Source organism: Chryseobacterium sp. CH25, assembly GCF_004119455.1.
GTDB lineage: Bacteria > Bacteroidota > Bacteroidia > Flavobacteriales > Weeksellaceae > Chryseobacterium.
Window position 1 is genome coordinate 143256 of sequence record NZ_NRQT01000006.1, and the last position, 20428, is coordinate 163683.

The following is a 20428-nucleotide window of genomic DNA, read 5'->3' on the forward strand; positions in this document are numbered from 1 at the left end:
AAGAAACACGTTCTGAATTTCAGAGCGTGTTTCTGCTTTTACAGAAGGTTTTAGGAATGGATTTTGATATGCAGAGAGAAAAATTCACACTGTTTGAATAAAAAATTCTTCAGTTCGATGGGTTTTTCTTATTTTTATTCCACACTGCATATTTTTAGATTATGAACTTTCTCAGACTTCCTTTTCTGGTTAAATTAACCCTTGTTGTTATTTCGGTTATTGGAATCGGATATCTTTTGGCATTGGGGCAAACTATTTTAGCACCTTTTTTCTTTGCATTCCTGATGGCCATGCTGTTTTTACCAGCCGCTACTTTTATGGAAAGAACACTAAGATTTCCGAGATCTGTATCAACAATGACTTCCGTGTTCATTATGCTGATGATTTTGGCAGGAATCATCTATTTCTTCACCAATCAGTTATCAGATTTCAGCAAGGATCTTCCCCACCTGAGAGAGCAGTTTACTACTGTTTTTAATAATGCTCAGCACTGGGTTTCCAAAACCTTCAATGTTAAGGTAGATGAGCAGGTAGATTATATCAACCAGGGATTGAATAAACTTCTATCTTCTTCCGGAGCTATTTTAGGATTTACATTTGGGATTTTTTCAACCGGATTTGGGTTTATCATATTCTTCACCCTGTTTTTCATCTTTATTTTAAATTATAGAAGGCTCTTAAACAACTTTATTGTTACTGTTTTCAAAGAAAGACATAAATCAAGTGTTCAAGCTGCGGTGAATGAAATTCGTGTAATGACCAAGAAGTACATCTTCGGACTTTGTCTTCAGGTTATCATCGTATCAATTCTAACCTCTATTGTTCTTACTGTTTTAGGAGTAAAATATGCTATTCTTTTAGCAGTGTTAACAGGATTATTAAATGTAATTCCTTATCTGGGTATTTTCATTTCACTTCTTATCTCCTGTTTTATTGCATTTGCTACTGGAAGTCCTTCAATCTGTATCTATGTGGCGATCGGTTATATCGGTATTCATGCTGTAGACGGAAATATTGTACTTCCATTTGTTGTAGGCTCCAGAGTAAAGATTAATGCTTTGTTTTCTTTTATAGGAATCCTTTTGGGTGAACATCTATGGGGAATTGCCGGAATGTTTCTTTGTATTCCTGCCATTGCCATTATTAAAATCATCTGTGAAAAAGTGGACGATTTAAAACCTTGGGGAAAATTGCTTGGAGAAGAAGAAAGACCAAACAAAAAGAAGAAAAGTTATAAGATCTCAAAGAATATTACGTTGAAAGAAATGGACTAAGCATCATTAGTAATAAATGATAAGTAATGAATAATAAATAAGGCTGCTTTAAAAAGCAGCCTTATTTTTATTTGTATACCCTTATACACTTGCAGCACAATAGGGGTGCATTCCATTTGGACAGGTTTCTGTACAAAGAATATTAGCCTGTATATCTGGACAGTATCCATAATCAGGTCCACCTCCACCACCAGGGCCTCCTAAACAAGGATCACCAGGTGGAATTTTACATGGACACCCTACAGGTCCGATATCACATTTCCCAATACCTGCTCCTCCCTGGATTTCTCTTAAGTTTGTTCGATTTAGTTTTTTAAGATTTTTCAACATAAAATTATTAGTTTAGTTTGTACTCAAATATAAATAATAAAATGAGGCAAAACACAACTTTAACTCATCATTAACATAGCCAATGTTTTATTTTATTAATAAAATCACAATATACTTATGTTTTTATTTTACATTTGATATAAAATATTTATTATGAAAATCATTAAACTCATCATCTGCATCTTATTCGGAGTTATGTTTATTAATGCAGGATTAGACAAATTCTTTCATTACAACCCGGTTCCCCCACTTACTGATGCGCAAATGAAACTGTATGCAGCATTTGGAGAAATAGGATGGTTATTACCATTGGTAGGAGCTGTAGAAGTAATTGGTGGTCTATTATTTATTTTTCCAAAAACAAGAGCTCTGGGCGCCATTATCATCCTACCGGTTTTAACAGGAATTTTGATCCATAATGTTTACAGAGATCCTTCAACAACAGGGATCTGTATTTCCGGAATACTATTTCTGATTAATCTCTGGATATTAATCGACAACAGAGAAAAGTATAAAAATCTGGTTGGATAATTCCTGAAAACTAATAGATAACTGAATCCAATCCGTTATCTTTCATTATATAAAAGCACTGAACCCCGTAATCGATCGTCCTACGATGAGCGAGTTAATTTCTTTTGTGCCTTCATAAGAATAAATAGCTTCAGCATCTGCTACGAAACGGGCAACATCATATTCAAGAAGAATACCATTTCCCCCCATCACTTCTCTTGCTCTGGACACAATATCCCGGGTTCTTAATGTACAGAAAACTTTAGCTAGTGAAGCATGTTCATCTTTTAAAATTCCTTCATCCTGCATTTCAGACAATCTGAAAACCATAGTCTGCATCGCGGTAAGATTGGATAACATTTCCACCAAGTGCCCCTGAATCATCTGAAAGGAAGCAATCGGTTTTCCGAACTGCTCTCTTGTTCTGGTATATGCTAAAGCACTTTCGTAAGCTCCTCTTGCACATCCTGTTGCCATCCAGGCCACTCCTGCTCTCGTCATTCTCAGAACTTTCCCTGTATCTTTGAATGAATTGGCATTCTGCAGACGATTTTCTTCTGCTACCAGGCAGTCTTTAAGAGTAATTAATCCATTCTGAACGATTCGTAAGGCCATTTTACCTTTGATTTTCTCCACAGAATATCCGGGATTATCTTTTTCAACAATAAATCCTTTCACTTCTCCGCTATCCAAATCTCTTGCCCAGATAATTACAAGATCTGCAAAAGTTGCGTTTCCTATCCATTTTTTCTGCCCATTTAAAATCCAGCCTTCCTCTGTTTTCTTACAAGTAACCGTAAGTCCGCCAGCTGCTCCGGAACCTACTTCCGGTTCTGTAAGCCCAAAAGCACCTATTTTCTCAAACTTCTGCATCTGCGGAAGCCATTTCTGTTTTTGTTCTTCTGAACCACAGATATAGATAGAACCCATTGCCAACCCAGACTGCACCCCAAAAAGGTAGCAATAGAAGCATCTATTCTTGCCATTTCCATAGCGATAACGCCTTCCATCAGAAAAGGCATTCCCGGGCAGCCATATCCTTCATAGGTTACTCCGCAGATATCCAGTTTTTGAAATTTTGGAATCAGTTCGAAAGGAAATTCGTCTCTAAGCCAGTAATGGTTTACCAAAGGCTTCACTTCTTTTTCCATAAAATCTCTTACTTTAAGCTGAATTTCCCGTTGTTCAGGGGTTAGAGTATGGTAGATATCGTAAAAATCACCATCAATGGGAGGAAGTTCTTTCTTTTTCTTATCGGGATCCAACATTTTCATAAGTCCCGAAAGCTGTTTATCATCCAACTTTGAAAAATTATGCATCAGTTTGGGAAGATCTACTTTTTGAGAAATAGCACTCAGCTGCTCAAAATCTATAGATGTAAATAGCCCAATGGCATTTCTGATTTTAGAAAAGGTATTTGACATAATGATATATTGTGATTTTGGTTTGTAAAAAGATAAGCAAAAATTACTCCGAAAACAAACTCCAAACTCACTTATCATTTACAAAACACTAATAATCAAAACATTAAAATACAATTTTCTCTTTACAAGTTTTTTGCTTCTCATTTTCAAACATTACAAAGAATCCTGACTGAACTTTGACTCAAGCAAAATCTCAAAAATCTTACGCTATGAAAACGAATTATATTACACTATCATTATCAACCCTTCTTTTACTGGGTATCTATTCATGTAAAAAGGGTGAAGCCACCAGCGGTGAACTTAAAAGTTATGAAGCTACAACGGATTCTGCAGCAGTTGTAGCAGACAGTGTTTCATCTGTTGCAAGTATGGAAGTAAAAGACAAACAGTTCATCAAGACTGCAGATGTGAATATGGAAGTGAAAGATGTTTACAATGCTACTATTTCTATTGAAAAGTCTGTTCAGGATCTTGGAGGTTTTGTTACCAAAAGCAATCTGCAAAGCAATGTAGCTTATGAAGACACTTACAACACTTCTGACACGGAAGCCATGCTCATCAAAAAATACAAGACTGAAAACACAATGCAGGTAAGAGTACCTACTGAAAAATTGGGAGAGCTTCTAACAGCGATCAACACCAGCAAATTATTTTTAAATTCAAGAACAATTAATGCAGAAGATGTTACAGCCAATATCAAATATTCGGAACTGGAAGCAAAAAGAAACCAGAAGACTTCAGAAAATATTGAGAAGATAAAAAACAATAAAGACAAAGTAACCCTGGATGACAATAACATGTCTGAAGGAAACCTTCAAAAACTGAATACCTTGAATATGGCCGACAACCTGAAATACAGCACTGTTGACATCTACATCAAAGAACCCAAACTACGCATTGCAGAAATTGCAGTTACCAATACAGACAGCATTGATAATAAATACAAATACAATTTTATCCATGATGCTAAAGATGGTTTCGTCTATGGATTTTATCTGATTCAAAGAATTATTGTTGGTCTTATCAACATCTGGCCCATCGTATTAATTGCAGGCGGACTGTTTTATTTCCTAAGAAAAAGAAAAGTAAAAAGATCTGAACTTTCTAAACCTTCAGAACAGAGCTCCTAACCTATAGGTTATCATCATAATTTTAGATTTTACAACCTCCTGTTTTCAGGAGGTTTTTATTTTTTTTAAAAAAATCTGTAACGATTGTAATACCCCTCTTACCTACTGTTTAAAAGAATAGAAAATCAAAAAAATATATACTATGAAAAATTTAATGAAACTTGGATTCGCTGCATTACTGTCAATACATTTCACTACAGCTACTGCACAGAATAAGAATACAGAAAATGAGAACAGCCTTTTATGGGAAATATCCGGAAACGGACTTTCTAAGCCTTCTTACATTGCCGGAACATTTCATATCTTATGCAACAAAGATTTTGAGATAAAACCTAAAACCTGGAACGCCCTTAATCAAGCTGAAAACTTTGTAATGGAAATTAATTACACGGATCAAAATGAAATGGCTGCCATGCAGAAAATGATGGCTGCAGATAAAAAGATTTCTGAGCAACTGACTCCTGAGGAAGCAAAGGAGCTGGATAAAATACTGGCTGATTACGGAACCAACCTGAAAAATGTTGATAATCAAAGCCCGCAAGCTCTTTATTCTCTTGTTGCTACAAAAGCCATCCCATGTCCCCCAAATGAAGTGAAGATGTATGAAATTGAATTGCTAAAAGCTGCCTTAAAAAATAAGAAAAACATCAGTGGACTGGAAAAGGTTGACGACCAAGTTAATGCCATTGGCCAATCATATGATCTGAAAGAGGTAATATCTCAGCTAAAATTAAGTAATGAATATACTATTGCTTCACAAAAAATGACGGAAGCATTTAAAATGAAAATTTAAAAAGCTTGGATCAGCTCATTAAAAACCCAAAATTCATGAATAAAAACAGGAAAAATTCATGCTGACCGACCGAAATGTAAAATGGGCAGAGAAAATGCCTGAAATAATGAAAAAACAAAGCTCTTTCTTTGCTGTAGGCGGTGGACATTTATGGGGTAATAACGGGCTCATCAACCTTCTTAAAGCAAAAGGATATACAGTAAAGCCTGTATCCAACTTATAATAATAACCAACCATGAAACTATTGTGAGTACTCCCACTGAAACAGCCTTTTTAAAGCTTGTCAATCAGCACAAAGGCATTTTATACAAAGCTTCCCGGATCTATGCAGATTCCATAGAAGACCGGGAAGATCTTCAGCAGGAAATCCTTATCCAGCTGTGGAAATCTTATCAAAACTTCAAAGGAAACAGTGAATTTTCTACCTGGATGTATCGGGTTGCCATCAACACTGCCATTACTTTTTTAAAGAAAGAAAAACAGAGAGCAAAAAATCATACAGACTCACCCCATCATTTTGAAGTACAACAGGAAGATTACAATCCTACAAAAGATAAACAGCTGGAGATTTTCTACCATGCCGTGCAGGAACTGAATTCTCTGGAAAAGGCTGTCATCTTCTATTTCATGGAAGGAATGTCACATAAAGAAATTGGAAGCAACCTCGGGCTTAGCGAAGGAAATGCCCGTGTAAAACTCAACAGAACAAAAGAAAAAATACAGCAAATCATAAAAAAATCAGGTTATGAATTTTGATCAATTAAAAGAACAGTGGAATAATGAAGACAGCAATGTTCATATTCCGGAAACTATAGAACAGTTAAAAGAGAGCAAACATCCTATTGAAAAAGTTCAGAAGAGCATGAAAAAAGAATTTCCGGCACAGGTAATAGCTATCATTCTTATAGGATTCTTTCCTTTACAGTTTAAATTCCCATCTTCTCAGTACCTTATTTATTATATATCCTATGTGATGATGGTCGTTATTTCAACCTATTACCTTTACGGATTCTATAAATTTTACAAGCAAACTGAGCTCTATACAGGAAACACTAAAAACAGTCTTTGGAAAATTTATCATGAACTTAAGCTGAATATGGAGAGATACCAGTCCTTTGGATTTTTACTGTTACCTCATTTCCTGCTTACTCTTGGCTTAGTAATCTACAATACTTTGGAAGAAAAAGGAAAAACATTATCTGAAATTACCAACACGAGTCAGACAGCTTTAATTGTAACGGTTTTATTGGGAACTATTTTTGTGGTGGCCAGTATTATTCTCTGGACAAAATACATCTACGGACGCCCTGCCAAACAATTGGAAAACATACTGAATGAAATAGAGGAATAATATTTTAAACCTCATAAAAAGACAACCTCAGATCATTTCTGAGGTTGTCTTTTTTAAAAAATCGTTATTTATCATCTTCAAATTTATTTGAGGTTTTATTTTTCCTTAAATTTGCAAATCAGAAATAAATCGTTATGGATTTCTACAAATCTTGATCCGGCGTATTATTTTTCTGAACTATAAATTCTCAACAATATGCTATCAAAAATAAATCCTATACAAACCAACAGCTGGAAAGCCCTTGATGAACATTTTGCATCCAACGATCTTGAACTAAGAAGTCTTTTTCAGTACAATCCGAATCGTTTTACAGAATTCTCTCTGCAAAAGGAGAACTATCTTTTTGATTATTCTAAAAATCTGATTGATTCAAGAACAAAAGAACTTTTACTAGACCTGGCAGAAGAATGTCAGTTAAAAGATGCTATTTCTAAAATGTTCTCCGGAGATAAAATCAATGAAACGGAAGGAAGAGCAGTTTTACATACTGCTTTGAGAGATTTTTCCGATCGTGAAATCCTTGTTGACGGTGAAAACATTAAACCACAGATCAAAAGAGTACTGAACCACATGAAAGCGTTTTCTGAAAAAATCATTTCAGGAGAACATAAAGGGTTCAGTGGAAAAGAGATCACAGATGTGGTAAATATCGGAATCGGAGGTTCAGATTTGGGGCCTGTAATGGTTTGTTCGGCTTTAAAGCACTTTAAAACAAGGCTGGACGTTCACTTTGTGTCCAATGTAGACGGAAATCATATTGCAGAGGTTGTTAAAAACCTGAATCCGGAAACTACTCTATTCATCATTGCTTCTAAGACATTTACCACTCAGGAAACAATGACGAATGCCAACTCAGCAAAAGACTGGTTCCTTAAGGCAGGGAAACAGGAAGATGTAGCAAAACATTTCGTGGCTTTATCTACTAATATTGAAGCTGTTAAACAGTTCGGAATTGCAGAAGAGAACATTTTCGAATTCTGGGATTGGGTAGGTGGAAGATACTCCCTTTGGAGTGCTATCGGATTAAGTATTGTATTGGCGGTTGGCTATGAAAACTTTGAGCAGCTTTTAAAAGGTGCTTTTGATACGGACCAACATTTCCAAACCGAAGATTTCGCAGAAAATGTTCCTGTATTAATGGGGCTTTTAGGAATCTGGTACCGTAATTTCTATGCAGCAACAAGCTATGCTATTCTTCCATATTCACAATATCTGGACAGATTTGCAGCTTATCTTCAGCAGGGAGATATGGAAAGTAACGGAAAATGTGTAGACAGAAATGGAGAATTCGTAGAATATGAAACAGGACCAATTATTTGGGGAGAACCTGGAACAAACGGACAACATGCATTCTATCAACTGATTCACCAAGGTACAGAATTAATTCCGGCAGACTTTATTGCTTATGCTAAGAGCTCTAATAAGGTTTCTGACCATCAGGATAAATTATTAGCAAACTTTTTCGCTCAGACTGAAGCACTTGCCTTCGGAAAAACGGAAGAAGAAGTAGAAGAAGAGCTTAGAAATGCGGGGAAATCCGATGAAGAAATTGATAAACTGTTAAACTTTAAGGTTTTCCACGGAAACACTCCAACTAACTCAATATTATTCAAGGAATTAACTCCATTTACACTAGGTCAGTTAATCGCTATGTACGAACATAAAATCTTCGTTCAGGGTGTTATATGGAATATTTTCAGTTTCGATCAGTTTGGAGTAGAACTAGGTAAAGTACTTGCTAACAAAATCTTACCAGAGCTTGAAAGCAAGGAGACCGTAACGTCACATGACAGTTCTACAAATGGTTTGATCAACTATTATAAAGAATTTAAGTAAAAAAGGAAAGTAAAAATAAATCTAAATAAAAGTAAAAAGTAAAAATGGCAGAAATTCTTGACGGACTTAAAGTATCCAAGGAAATCAAAGCAGAGATCAAAGCTGAAGTGGAAAAAATCCTTGCAAGCAAAAGAAGGGCCCCTCATTTGGTCGCAATTCTTGTAGGAAACAACGGAGCAAGCAAGGCTTATGTAAATGCAAAAGTAAAAGACTGTGAAGAAGTAGGATTTCAATCCAGCTTAATCAAATTCCCAAGCACAGTTTCAGAATCTGAATTATTGGAAACAATTGACGAACTTAATAAATCTAAAGCAGTTGACGGTTTCATTGTTCAGTTACCTTTACCGGATCAGGTTGATCAGGAAAAAATCATCAATGCTATTGATCCAAGAAAAGATGTGGACGGATTCCACCCTGAAAACTTCGGAAAAATGGCTCTTGAAATGGACACATTCTTACCGGCAACTCCTTTCGGGATCTTAACATTACTGGAAAGATATAATATTGAGACTAAAGGGAAAGACTGTGTAATCATCGGAAGAAGTAAAATTGTAGGAAGACCAATGAGTATCTTGATGGGAAGAAAAGATTTCCCTGGAAATTCAACCGTTACCCTTACACACTCATACACAAAAGACATTGAAGAATATACTAAGAAGGCAGACATCGTTATTACAGCTTTGGGAGATCCTCATTTCTTAAAAGGAGAAATGATTAAGCAAGGTGCCGTAATTGTTGACGTAGGTATCACAAGAGTAGACGATGATTCTCCAAAAGGATATTACCTTGCCGGTGATGTAGATTTTGACAGCTGTGCAGCAAAGGCAAGCTGGATTACACCGGTTCCTGGAGGAGTAGGCCCTATGACAAGAGCAATGTTGATGAAAAACACCATCATTGCTTATAAAACTTCGGTCTATAACGACTAATTTTAAAATGAATAAAGAACAAGATATTTTATTAAAAGAAGGTAAAATGCTCCCTGTAATGGAGCATTTTTACACTTTACAGGGAGAAGGAGCACACACCGGAAAAGCCGCTTATTTCATCAGATTAGGGGGTTGCGATGTGGGTTGCCACTGGTGTGATGTAAAGGAAAGCTGGGATCCGGAGCTTCATCCGTTGATGGATGCTGTGGAAATTGCAGAAACAGCCGCAAAACATTGTAAAACCATCGTTCTTACAGGAGGTGAACCTCTTACCTGGAATCTGGAAATTCTGACTTCCAAATTAAAGGAACTTGGATGCACTATTCACATTGAAACTTCAGGAGCATATCCTATGAGTGGACATTTGGATTGGATTACCCTATCCCCGAAGAAAACTGGATTACCCAAAGAAGAGATCTATCAAAAAGCCCATGAGCTTAAAGTTATCGTTTTCAACAATCATGACTTTGCATTTGCAGAGGAACAGGCAGCCAAAGTTTCTGAAAACTGTAAGCTTTATCTTCAGAGCGAATGGAGCAAGAGAGATGATATGTATCCTAAGATTACAGATTTTATTCTGGAACATCCGGAATGGCAGGCTTCAGTTCAGACCCATAAATATCTGAATATACCTTAAAAATACGTACATTAGCTGGCCCTTCCTGTTATAATACCGATAGATGCAGAGAATTCGATACTCTAGATACCTGAAATCGATCATTATTTTGCTTGACCTTATGGTTATTGCATCTATCTTCATATTCTTTTTTATAAGCAGAAACGAAAACCTGAAATATCATAAGGAAACCTGGTACCAGAACGCTTTTTCTCTGGTTTTGTTATTTTTGTTCTGGGTGCTTCTCAGCGGTAGGACAAAAATATACAATATACCAAGGAACCTTACGTATACGCTCTTTCTGGAAAGGCTTTTGATTCATTTCATATCCTTTATACTGGGTGTTCTGCTTATTGGGAAGGTCAGTAATAATGTATTCTTCAGCTCAGATATTTACTGGCTGTCATTTTATCTGCTCATATTTATCTTTTTAGCAAAATCACTCATCTATTTTTCTATTAAGTACCTGCGATCTTTAGGAGCTAACTATCGAAATATCATGTTTTTAGGAAACAGTGATTCTACGGAGATCCTGAAAAACATTTTTAAAGAACGTAAAGATTACGGATACAGGATATTTGAACATGAAAATGCAGATGCCAGTGCTGCTCAATTGGTAAGTTTCTGGAAAAAAAATGGGATCCATACCCTATTTCTTGCTACAGAAAATTCTTACAGTGAAAATGCTGAATCTGAAATATTCAGACTGGCTGAGGAAAATAAAGTTCATATTTCATTGATACCAAGTATCACTCAAAGTGATTTTTTCCTGTATGATCTGGCTTATATTCAAACCCAGCCCGTACTTAGCCAGGCAAGGTATCCATTAGATTATTATTCCAATTTTCTGATGAAAAGAACGTTTGATATTTTCTTTTCCATATTTGTTCTGGCTTTCATCTGTACATGGCTATTCCCAATCATTGCTATTTTAATAAGAACAAGCTCTAAAGGTCCTGTTTTTTTCTTGCAGAAAAGGTATGGGTTCCATGAGGAAGTGTTCAGTTGTATAAAATTCAGGACTATGGTGGTTAATGATGAGTCTACAACCAGTACAACCAAAGAAAATGACACAAGAATCACCAGGGTGGGTAAATTTTTGAGAAAAACCAGTCTTGATGAACTACCCCAGTTTATCAATGTATTAAAAGGTGAGATGTCTGTAGTAGGCCCTCGCCCTCATATGTTAGCCGTTGATAACTATTACAAACCAAAAATCGGAAGATATAGTTTAAGAAGTATGGTAAGCCCTGGTATTACAGGACTTGCACAGGTAAGCGGACTCCGTGGTGACTTTGGAGATGTGGAGGTAGAAATGAAAAAAAGAGTTCTTGCAGATGCCTTCTATGTAAGAAACTGGAGTTTTGTTCTGGATCTGGTTATTATATTAAAAACTATTTTGCTGGTTATTGGAGGGGATAAAAACGCAAAATAAAACAATTGCTAAGGTTAGGATAATTTTAACATTTTCCGGACTTCTGTCTTCATTTCAACCTTAGCCTAATTCAATAAAAAAGTCTAATTTAGCAGTATGTTAAAAAAGTTTTTCACAGCAGTAGGGGAATATATTATCCTTCTAGGAAAATCCCTGCAGAAACCCCAGAAAATGAGGGTTTTTTGGAAGCTGTTCATGAGAGAAATTAATGATTTGGGAGTAAATTCTTTCGGACTTGTAATCTTCACATCAATATTTGTGGGAGCTGTAGTGGCTATTCAAATGTTCAACAACTTTGATGCCTCTTCTTTCCCTATTCCACCTGCATTCGTAGGATATGCAACAAAAGCGGTACTTATTTTGGAGTTTGCTCCTACCATTATCAGTTTAATTTTAGCAGGTAAAGTAGGGTCATACATTGCATCCAGTATTGGTACAATGAGGGTTTCCGAACAGATTGATGCATTGGATATTATGGGAGTAAATTCACCCAACTTCTTGATATTTCCAAAAATCATCGCCTGTATGCTTTTTAACCCTCTTCTGATTGCCATCAGTATTGTATTTGGTATTGGGGGTGGTTATATTGCCGGGCTGTTAACAGGAAACTGGACACCAAACGACTATATCACTGGTATTCAAATGTATATGCCTAATTTATTTATCTATTATGCATTTACAAAAACCACTGTTTTTGCATTTATTATTGCAACAGTTCCTTCTTATTTCGGATACAATGTAAAAGGAGGATCTTTGGAAGTGGGTAGAGCCAGTACGCAGGCTGTGGTATGGACAATGGTATTCATTATCATCTCTGAATTAATTTTAACCCAATTAATATTAAGCTAATGATTGAGGTAAAAGATCTTAAGAAAAGTTTTGGCGATGTTGAAGTACTTAAGGGAATTTCGACTTCATTTGATAAAGGAAAGGTAAATCTTATCATTGGGCAAAGTGGTTCCGGAAAAACAGTTTTTCTGAAAAGTCTATTGAATGTTTATATGCCGTCATCAGGAGAAATATTATTTGATGGCCGGGATGTAAACACCATGAACCGGGAAGAAAAGCAGCATCTTCGTTCAGAAATTGGAACAGTATTCCAAGGGAGTGCTTTATTTGATTCCCTAACTGTAGAAGAAAATATTATGTTTCCTCTGGATATGTTTACGAACCTTACGTATAAAGAGAAAAAGAAAAGGGTTTTTGAAGTAATAGGAAGAGTACATCTTGATAAAGCTGATAAAAAATATCCTTCAGAAATCTCCGGAGGGATGCAGAAAAGAGTTGCCATTGCAAGAGCTATTGTGAACAATCCGAAGTATTTATTCTGTGATGAACCTAACTCGGGGCTGGATCCATATACATCAAAAATTATTGATGATCTTCTGTATGAAATCACGAAGGAATATAATACAACAACCATCATCAATACCCATGATATGAACTCTGTAATGACGATTGGCGAGAAAATTGTATACCTAAGACTTGGAATCAAGGAGTGGGAAGGGAATAAAGATATCCTGATTACAGCAGGCAATAAAAATCTGATCGACTTCGTTTATTCTTCAGAACTGTTTAAAGAACTGAGAGGATATTTACTTGAGAATAACAAAACAATTGAGAATACAAAATTAGACGATAATGAAAAAGGTACTTAGTATAGCGTTAATAGGGTTTTCAATGTGGGCTTCTGCACAGATCTCACTGGCGGCTAAAGCCAATTTAATATTTCCTACAGGCTCACCATCATGGTCCAACATTAAAGGAACAGTGAATGATGCCATAGAAGGAACAGGAAAAAACAATGTAGGTTTCAACGCGGGACTTTCATTAAAAGTAGCATTACCTACTTCACTTTTCTTAATGCCGGAGATATATTACACTCACTTTAAGAATGAATTTACAACAGAGAATACTACATTTGATGTAAAGAGCAACCGTATTGATGTTCCGGTTCTTTTAGGATATAACGTTTTAGGGAATATGCTGGGTGTTTTTGTAGGTCCGGTAGGAAGCTTTAACCTAAGCAAAGACAATACTTACAACGATTTTAAAGAAAATGCAAAAAATAACTTTACAGTAGGCTACCAGTTCGGAGCACAGCTTGAAATTAAAAAGCTTATTGTAAATGCAAAATACGAAGGAGCTTTCAGTAAAGATGAAAGAAATTTCATCAACAAAGTTTCCGGTTCGGAGATCAGATATGATAACAGGCCTAACCTGTTTATGCTTGGTTTAGGATATAAATTTTAATCCACAATCGAAAATAACAACTTTAAATCCTCAAATTTTAAATTTGAGGATTTTTATTTTGGGCTTCAAGCTCAGCCTGGCGCTTTGCAATTTCTGCTGCCTGCTTTTCTAAGTCTTCTTTTTCTTTCTGAAGCTGCTTGAATTCTTTTTTCTTCTGTTCAGCCTTTATAGCACTTCCTTTACTCAGATATCCAACCATTCCACCAATGATAAGCCCAATTCCTACCCCAGCCATGATACCCATGATGTGAGAAATTTTAATCTGCTCAACGGCAAAATCAGTGGTAAGATAAAATAGTAAGGCAGAAACTGCTAAGAGGATAAGTCCGGTAATTGATAAACTCTTCATAATATTGTGTTTAAGTAATTATGTTATAAAAGCTATACCAAATTTACTAAAAATTTAATAAGCTTTTATACAGGAATAGTATTTTATATGGTCTTTCCAATAATGAATACTACCATAATTATTCCAAATGATGTGAAAAGAAAAAGTATTATCAAATAAAAACCGGACTCATTTTAAAATAAGTCCGGTTTTTATAATAAGTGAATAGATTACATTTTTCCACCTGCTGCTTTATAATACTCTAAAGCTTTCGGTAAGTCTTTGTTAATATCTGAAATTCTTGTTTCCGGACTCGGGTGAGTAGATAAGAATTCCGGCTGTCTTGCTCCTGAAGAAGCGGCTTCCATTCTATTCCAGAAAGGAATGGCTGCTCTTGGATCATATCCAGCCATAGACATCAGATAAAGCCCCATTTCATCAGCTTCAGATTCTTGGCCTCTACCGTACTTTAATAAGGCTACTTGTGACCCAATTGGATATGCTTTCTCGAAAACACTTGCCCATTGCGCATTTGAAATAGCTCCGCCAAGAATAGCTCCACCATACTGAGCCATCATCGCCTGAGAAATTCTTTCATTTCCATGGCCTGCCAATGCGTGAGAAACTTCATGTCCCATTACTACTGCAAGTCCATTATCGTCTTTAGTTACCGGTAAAATTCCTGTATAAACGGCTACTTTACCTCCCGGCATACACCATGCATTCAGTTCATTACTTTGCAGAAGAGCAAACTCCCAACTATAATTGGCAAGATCTGCTGATCTTCCTATACTCTGATAATATCTCTCTGCTGCATTTTTGATTCTGTTTCCTACATTTACCACTCTCTTTGCATCTGCTGTTCCGGTAATAAGCTTACCTTTAGACAATGTCGTTTTGTATTCCTGTGCAGACATTGTTAAAATTTCTGAATTATTGGCCAGCTGTAAAGATGACCTTCCTGTAATTGGATTTGTAGTACAGGCAGCGACCAACAGAGCGAATGCTCCCATTCCTAATAGATGTGTAACTTTCATAGTTTGAGTGTTAATAATTCAACCTTAACAATTTTTATTCCAAAATATTTTGGATATAAATTTTTTGCATACATTTTGCTGTTTAAATTTAATAATTATCTCTATCATGAAAAAGTATATTTCTATTCTGATGATCTTTGGTTTCTTATTCGGCTTTCAAAGCTGTGCTTCACAGGGTTCATCAGATCCAGCAATAGTAAATGCGTTAGTAGATTCACAGGAATTTACTTTCTACGCACAGAGGGCTAATCCTACCAATTATGATGTTATTAATGTTATGAACTCCATGCCTAATTCTACTTCAAGCAGAATCCTGAATCTGAACAGTGGGGATTATACTATTGAAGTGAATAAGAACACGGTAGATGTAGTACTGCCCTATTTTGGAAGATTATTCAGTCCAAGTTATGGAAATACGGATAATAACGGATACAGATTTACTTCAAAAGATTTTGCAATTGATAAATCTCAGAATAAAAAAGGGACCTGGACTCTAAAAATTCAGCCTAAAGATGTGAACACTGTTCAAGAGATCAATATTGAGATCTTTAAAAATGGTAAGGCATTTGTTTCTATTAAAAGTAATGACAGACAACCCATTACCTATGACGGATATGTTTCTAAAACTGAGGTAAAACAGGAAAAGGAAAAACTTTAATCTCTTTTTTCACCCGATAAAAATTTTTCAACAAATAATTTTGCTTCAGTACTTGGATTGGAAACCATGTCTGAAGCATTTTTTTTGTGCATCTGATAAGCTTCTTCTACCACATTGCTTTTTTTCATTAAGGATAGGATGTATTCCTGAACCCAGTATTCGAACCGTTTTTCTGCCTGTTGGGTACGGATTTCTTCAAACCGTCCGGCTTTCTTTTTCAAATCGATAAACTCGGAAATTTTATCATATATTTCCTGAAGGCCTTCATTATGCAAAGCAGAACCTAATAAAACCGGAATTTTCCATTCCTTTTCTTTGGGTGGAATAAAATCCAGGGCTCTTTTCAGTTCTAATCTTGTATTCTTTGCTTTCTGAATATTATCCTGATCTACTTTATTGATGAAAATAACATCTACCATTTCCATGATACCGCGTTTTATCCCTTGCAGTTCATCGCCGCCGCCAATAATTTTAAGAAAGAGAAAAACATCTGTGATATCAGCTACTAAAACCTCAGATTGTCCTACACCAACAGTTTCAATTAAAATATAATCATAACCGGCTGCTTCACAGATCATCATAGTTTCAAAAGTAGTATTGGCCACTCCGCCTAAGAATCCCGAACTTGGGGAAGGCCGTATGAATGCATTCTCTTCTTTTGCGAGTTCTTCCATGCGGGTTTTATCTCCCAGAATACTTCCTTTATTGATTGAAGAACTGGGATCAATGGCAAGAACAGCTACTTTTTTACCCTGAGCAATGGCCAATCTCCCAAAACTTTCAATAAAAGTAGATTTTCCAGCTCCGGGTACTCCGGTTACTCCTACTCTTATTGAATTTCCTGTGAAAGGCATAATCTTTTTCAGAAGGTCTTCCGCCTGTACTCTATGTTCTGCTTTTTTACTTTCAACCAGAGTAATAGCCTTTGCAATCAGGCGTTTATTGCCTGACTGTATTCCCTCAATAAGTTCTTCTGTAGAAAATTTCATTGATTCAAAATTAATAATTAAAAAGCGAATGATCAATAGTACATTACCGATGACCGAACAAAAGGATGGCAAATGAGTTTTTTAAGTTGCATTATTCGCATCGATTCAATTTTTATTTCTTCTAAATTAAAACTACCACACACAGTATCAACAGGTTTGGGAATTTATTACATTTGTTATATATCAAAATAAGAAACATGAAAAAACTCATTGCTGCGGCATCATTCACTGCTATTCTATTAGTTTCCTGTACTCCTAAAGCTTCAACTTCTGCTACAACTGCAGGAACTTCAACTTCTACAGCTGAAGAAATCGCTCAGGGTAAAACTATTTTTGAAAACTCTTGTGGAAAGTGCCATAAACTCCCTGATCCTACATCCCATAATTCTGTACAATGGGTAGGGATTATGAATGCAATGGCTCCTAAAGCTAAACTTACGGACGAGCAGCACAAATGGGTTTATGATTATATTGTTTCTGCGAAAAAGTAATTCACCCAACAAAATAATAAAGGTATGAAAAAGTTAATCTTAAGTGGTATTGCAGCATCAGCATTCATAGTATCCTGCGGACCCAAAAGTACGGCTGTAACAGGCCCTAAGTATACCTCATCTGAGCAGTTAGCCCAGGGAAAAACAATTTTTGAAAATTCCTGTGCAAAATGCCATAAGCTTCCGGAACCTACCAAGCATGACAATCAGGGCTGGATTAATACCTTAAGCAGAATGGCTCCTAAAGCTAAACTTAGTGACGACCAACATCAAATGGTTTATGACTATCTGATCTCTGCAAACAAAAAATAAGCTTTCATTTGAAAGCTTATTTTTTTAATTATTACTCAAAGAAGACTTTATCTCACAATAAGTTTTTCTGTTTGCGTTTTATCTCCCTGCTGGATATGTACCATATAAACACCTTTCTGTAGCTGTTTTGTAGAAATTGCTTTTTTCGATACTGATTCTCTGGAATCTGAGAATACCAATTTTCCGGACATATCGAACATTTTAATTTTAACTTCCTTGGATGATTTATCTATATTACCTACAAAGAATTCATCATAAGTAGGATTAGGAAATACGATAAACTTACTGCCTGTTGCTTTAACTTCATCTGTTGCCAGTGCAGCATTACATTCTGCAGGTACAGTAAAGTCTTCTACCTGGTCATTAGCTACATTACTGGCTCCTGCAGAAGCGTTTACTCCAAGACCTCTTTTAGCAAAAGTATTCCAAATCATACATTTATCTGCACCTGCATTTCCTACCAAGTCTGCCCTAAGAATAGCATCCCTACCATCAATAAAGGAAGGATTACAGGATTGTAATTTCAGCCCATCCATTACAATTTGAAGCACTTTTGCATTCCCAGAAGTTGAGCTTGCCAACACATCACTGTTATAACCATATTTTTCAATATACTTCCAGGTAAGATCCCACAGCATGGTTGCCCAGATAAAGCCTATGGCATGAGGCCCAGAAACAGTATTGGTCTTCGCATACGTATAATTATTCACTTGAAAATCAGGAGAATATTTTGCAGGCCTGATTCCAACTCCTGTTGTAGGCTGATTGCTGGTATAAGTCCCTATTCCTCTTGCTAACGCTGATGTATCACCAGGTTTTGTGGTAAGCATTAATGCAAAAAATCAGACCACCCTTCACCCATTTGCTCAGCACTCTGAAGACAGTTATATCCCTGCCCTGTCAATCTGTTTGAAATACCATGGCCATATTCGTGGGCAACAATACCATTATCCAGACTTGAGTGCTTAAAGCCATTATAATCAAATTGCAAGGAAGCATTTATGGTTGTGCCTCCATTCATCTGATTCACCAGATATTCTCCTTCGGCCTTCCCCATCATGATAGAAGGAATATTGATACCGGTTACGTTATCATCTTTACCCATCGTAATTGGGTCTGCATTAACCGGATCATAGATAATAGCTCCTATTGCTCCGGCCACCTGCATATTTTTAACCTTAGTTGCAAAGCTGCAGGTTCCTCTTTGTGCCACTCCAATCTTTCCTGTAAGACTTCCCGCAGCCAGTCCTGAACAGGCAGCAATAGGATTAGCAATGGCAAGATCAGCCGTAACAGCCTGTCCACCCAACAATAACGCACCAAATCCTGCTCCTCCTGTCATTACTTTAGGACGACTGACAATCGAGGCCGGTGCATTATATTGATATCTCATAACAAAATCATCTGGAGTCTGTACTCTATCCCAAAGGTACATCTGCATTCTTGGTGCCGCAAGATAAGTCGTTCCGTTGATCACGGTTTCATAGCCCGGATTAAAGTTTGCATTGTTTAATCCGCTTCCGTCAAAAGCCTCTGCCCTTACTGCATCTCCGCCCATCCCGCCATTGCTGAAATTATTCGTCTGATAATTTCTGGCTGATTCTGTAAATCCGAATTTATAGAATATATCATGCATTTTATTATTCATATAAAACAGATTGGTAATCGCTGCATCTCTATATGTAAGCGGATTATCATATCTTCCGTCTGCAAAAGGGAAGTTAAACGAAAGTGTACTTCCTCCGTCTGGAGAATATCCCGGATTATTGGTATTGTCCTGATCTGAGTATGCATATACATTATTTCCTCTTGTATTGGTGTAATTATTGGTTCCATCAGAATGCCATCCTTCAGGAGAAGCCGCAAGATCCCATGGATTACTGACTATTGAACGGGAGCCAAATGTAGGTGCTTCTACCGGAAGTGGGAAAACATTATATGAGGCATTGCTAGGCACTAATAAATTGACAAACTGCTGTTGCTCATCCCCATTCCCAATCTGTTCAAAATCTACAGAATGTAAATGTTCATTGTGTTCAAAATTACAGCTCAGTGTTGTATTATTCTTACTAAGGATCTCCCCAGTACTTGCATCGGCGATTACATGCCATACTTCTGAAGAGATTTTATCGGTAACAAATAATTCTTTCGAAAGAACATAGACTCCATTTTTCTCAAAATATACATCCGGCAGATAGTTCACTTCAGAAATTTCGCTAAATCCAAGCCTTTGCTTCAATACATCCTCAGAAAGTCTTTCCTGTGCTTTTTTCTGATTGGCAACGACAACATTTCTACTGAAATCATTATTTTCAGAGATAATCTGATCTCCTTTAATAATTACCTTCCCTAATGCATTATACACTCTAAGACCGTCATAAGTCTGTTGTACATTAACAATATTAGCTCCTAAACTTTTTGAAAGATCTTCGTTCAAAATAACAACACCAATTTTTTCATTAGTATTATTTCTTTGATTCAATTTTCCACTTTTCTGATAATAGTCCTGAATAAGTTTAGCAGAATTCTGTCCATTCATTTTGCCAAAGCAAAAAAATACAGCCACAGATATTGGCAATAAAAATAATTTTCTATTCATATTTTACATTTAAGCAATGCAATTTATAAACTATTCGCATAAAATATCTAGAATAATTGAAAAATAAAAACAAATACTTCAATTCAATTGAATTCATTTTCTTTAAGTTTATTTTATTCTTGCTTTTGTAAAT

The 20428-nt window shown here is 36.2% G+C and carries 22 protein-coding genes and 2 pseudogenes; 17 read left to right on the forward strand and 7 right to left on the reverse strand.

The features are described from left to right. Positions 1–161: 161 nt before the first annotated feature. A complete protein-coding gene (locus BOQ64_RS15705; protein ID WP_129059133.1) occupies positions 162–1274 on the forward strand; it encodes an AI-2E family transporter in 1113 nt (370 codons plus the stop codon). An 81-nt stretch (positions 1275–1355) separates the two neighbouring features. Here BOQ64_RS15705 and BOQ64_RS15710 read toward each other — a convergent pair whose 3' ends face one another. Further along, positions 1356–1604, reverse strand: a complete 249-nt coding sequence (locus BOQ64_RS15710) for a bacteriocin-like protein (RefSeq protein ID WP_129059134.1) — start codon at positions 1602–1604, stop codon at positions 1356–1358. 153 nt (positions 1605–1757) lie between these two features. Between BOQ64_RS15710 and BOQ64_RS15715 the strand changes: the two genes are divergently transcribed. Continuing rightward, positions 1758–2135 carry a MauE/DoxX family redox-associated membrane protein gene (locus BOQ64_RS15715; RefSeq protein ID WP_129059135.1) on the forward strand — a complete coding sequence of 126 codons (378 nt, stop codon included), beginning with the start codon at positions 1758–1760 and terminating at the stop codon, positions 2133–2135. 45 nt (positions 2136–2180) lie between these two features. Here the strand turns inward: BOQ64_RS15715 and BOQ64_RS15720 are convergent. After that, positions 2181–3538, reverse strand: a pseudogene (locus BOQ64_RS15720) (acyl-CoA dehydrogenase family protein). Positions 3539–3747: 209 nt separating this feature from the next. Here BOQ64_RS15720 and BOQ64_RS15725 point away from each other — a divergent pair. The 12 genes from BOQ64_RS15725 (at position 3748) to BOQ64_RS15780 (ending at position 13881) form a co-directional block, all read left to right on the forward strand. Beyond that, the gene (locus BOQ64_RS15725; protein WP_129059136.1) at positions 3748–4668 is read left to right on the forward strand and encodes a DUF4349 domain-containing protein; all 921 of its coding nucleotides are present in this window, start codon (positions 3748–3750) and stop codon (positions 4666–4668) included. A gap of 142 nt (positions 4669–4810) precedes the next feature. Continuing rightward, positions 4811–5461 (forward strand): TraB/GumN family protein, encoded by a 651-nt coding sequence (locus tag BOQ64_RS15730; protein WP_129059137.1) that lies wholly within the window; start codon positions 4811–4813, stop codon positions 5459–5461. A 58-nt stretch (positions 5462–5519) separates the two neighbouring features. Beyond that, positions 5520–5684 (forward strand): TraB/GumN family protein, encoded by a 165-nt coding sequence (locus tag BOQ64_RS24595; protein ID WP_129059138.1) that lies wholly within the window; start codon positions 5520–5522, stop codon positions 5682–5684. Between the two features lie 23 nt (positions 5685–5707). Further along, positions 5708–6217, forward strand: a complete 510-nt coding sequence (locus BOQ64_RS15740; protein ID WP_129059139.1) for an RNA polymerase sigma factor — start codon at positions 5708–5710, stop codon at positions 6215–6217. After that, positions 6207–6812, forward strand: a complete 606-nt coding sequence (locus BOQ64_RS15745; protein ID WP_129059140.1) for a hypothetical protein — start codon at positions 6207–6209, stop codon at positions 6810–6812. Before BOQ64_RS15740 ends, BOQ64_RS15745 begins: the two co-directional genes overlap by 11 nt. A 195-nt stretch (positions 6813–7007) precedes the next feature. Continuing rightward, a complete protein-coding gene (gene pgi / locus BOQ64_RS15750) occupies positions 7008–8648 on the forward strand; it encodes a glucose-6-phosphate isomerase (protein ID WP_129059141.1) in 1641 nt (546 codons plus the stop codon). 44 nt (positions 8649–8692) lie between these two features. Then, positions 8693–9577, forward strand: coding sequence for a bifunctional 5,10-methylenetetrahydrofolate dehydrogenase/5,10-methenyltetrahydrofolate cyclohydrolase (locus BOQ64_RS15755; protein WP_129059142.1), 885 nt, complete (start codon positions 8693–8695; stop codon positions 9575–9577). Between the two features lie 7 nt (positions 9578–9584). Beyond that, positions 9585–10214, forward strand: a complete 630-nt coding sequence (locus tag BOQ64_RS15760; RefSeq protein WP_129059143.1) for a 7-carboxy-7-deazaguanine synthase QueE — start codon at positions 9585–9587, stop codon at positions 10212–10214. A 100-nt stretch (positions 10215–10314) separates the two neighbouring features. After that, positions 10315–11628 carry an exopolysaccharide biosynthesis polyprenyl glycosylphosphotransferase gene (locus tag BOQ64_RS15765; protein ID WP_228448418.1) on the forward strand — a complete coding sequence of 438 codons (1314 nt, stop codon included), beginning with the start codon at positions 10315–10317 and terminating at the stop codon, positions 11626–11628. A gap of 96 nt (positions 11629–11724) precedes the next feature. After that, positions 11725–12477, forward strand: coding sequence for an MlaE family ABC transporter permease (locus tag BOQ64_RS15770; protein WP_129059144.1), 753 nt, complete (start codon positions 11725–11727; stop codon positions 12475–12477). Beyond that, positions 12477–13286, forward strand: coding sequence for an ABC transporter ATP-binding protein (locus BOQ64_RS15775; RefSeq protein ID WP_129059145.1), 810 nt, complete (start codon positions 12477–12479; stop codon positions 13284–13286). The genes BOQ64_RS15770 and BOQ64_RS15775 overlap by 1 nt, the downstream gene beginning before the upstream one ends. Then, entirely contained in the window at positions 13270–13881 is a 612-nt protein-coding gene (locus BOQ64_RS15780) for an outer membrane beta-barrel protein (RefSeq protein ID WP_129059146.1), read from the forward strand. The genes BOQ64_RS15775 and BOQ64_RS15780 overlap by 17 nt, the downstream gene beginning before the upstream one ends. A gap of 37 nt (positions 13882–13918) precedes the next feature. On the opposite strand, the gene BOQ64_RS15785 is transcribed toward BOQ64_RS15780, so the two are convergent. Together BOQ64_RS15785 and BOQ64_RS15790 are read right to left on the reverse strand one after the other, a co-directional pair. Beyond that, a complete protein-coding gene (locus BOQ64_RS15785) occupies positions 13919–14230 on the reverse strand; it encodes a hypothetical protein (RefSeq protein WP_129059147.1) in 312 nt (103 codons plus the stop codon). A 209-nt stretch (positions 14231–14439) separates the two neighbouring features. Further along, positions 14440–15246, reverse strand: coding sequence for a M48 family metallopeptidase (locus BOQ64_RS15790; RefSeq protein ID WP_129059148.1), 807 nt, complete (start codon positions 15244–15246; stop codon positions 14440–14442). 106 nt (positions 15247–15352) lie between these two features. On the opposite strand from BOQ64_RS15790, the gene BOQ64_RS15795 reads away from it, so the two are divergent. Further along, positions 15353–15904, forward strand: a complete 552-nt coding sequence (locus BOQ64_RS15795) for a DUF4251 domain-containing protein (RefSeq protein ID WP_129059149.1) — start codon at positions 15353–15355, stop codon at positions 15902–15904. Here the strand turns inward: BOQ64_RS15795 and meaB are convergent. Continuing rightward, positions 15901–16893, reverse strand: a complete 993-nt coding sequence (gene meaB, locus BOQ64_RS15800; protein WP_129059150.1) for a methylmalonyl Co-A mutase-associated GTPase MeaB — start codon at positions 16891–16893, stop codon at positions 15901–15903. The two genes, BOQ64_RS15795 and meaB, sit on opposite strands and share 4 nt — an antisense overlap. Before the next feature lie 197 nt (positions 16894–17090). Between meaB and BOQ64_RS15805 the strand changes: the two genes are divergently transcribed. After that, positions 17091–17384 (forward strand): c-type cytochrome, encoded by a 294-nt coding sequence (locus BOQ64_RS15805; protein WP_129059151.1) that lies wholly within the window; start codon positions 17091–17093, stop codon positions 17382–17384. Positions 17385–17408: 24 nt separating this feature from the next. Continuing rightward, positions 17409–17696: a c-type cytochrome gene (locus BOQ64_RS15810; RefSeq protein ID WP_129059152.1), complete on the forward strand. Its 288-nt coding sequence runs from the start codon at positions 17409–17411 to the stop codon at positions 17694–17696. Positions 17697–17743: 47 nt separating this feature from the next. Here BOQ64_RS15810 and BOQ64_RS24895 read toward each other — a convergent pair whose 3' ends face one another. After that, a complete protein-coding gene (locus tag BOQ64_RS24895; RefSeq protein ID WP_410494488.1) occupies positions 17744–18130 on the reverse strand; it encodes a T9SS type A sorting domain-containing protein in 387 nt (128 codons plus the stop codon). A 15-nt stretch (positions 18131–18145) separates the two neighbouring features. Then, positions 18146–20295, reverse strand: a pseudogene (locus BOQ64_RS15820) (T9SS-dependent M36 family metallopeptidase); the annotation flags it as partial. Positions 20296–20428 lie beyond the last annotated feature (133 nt).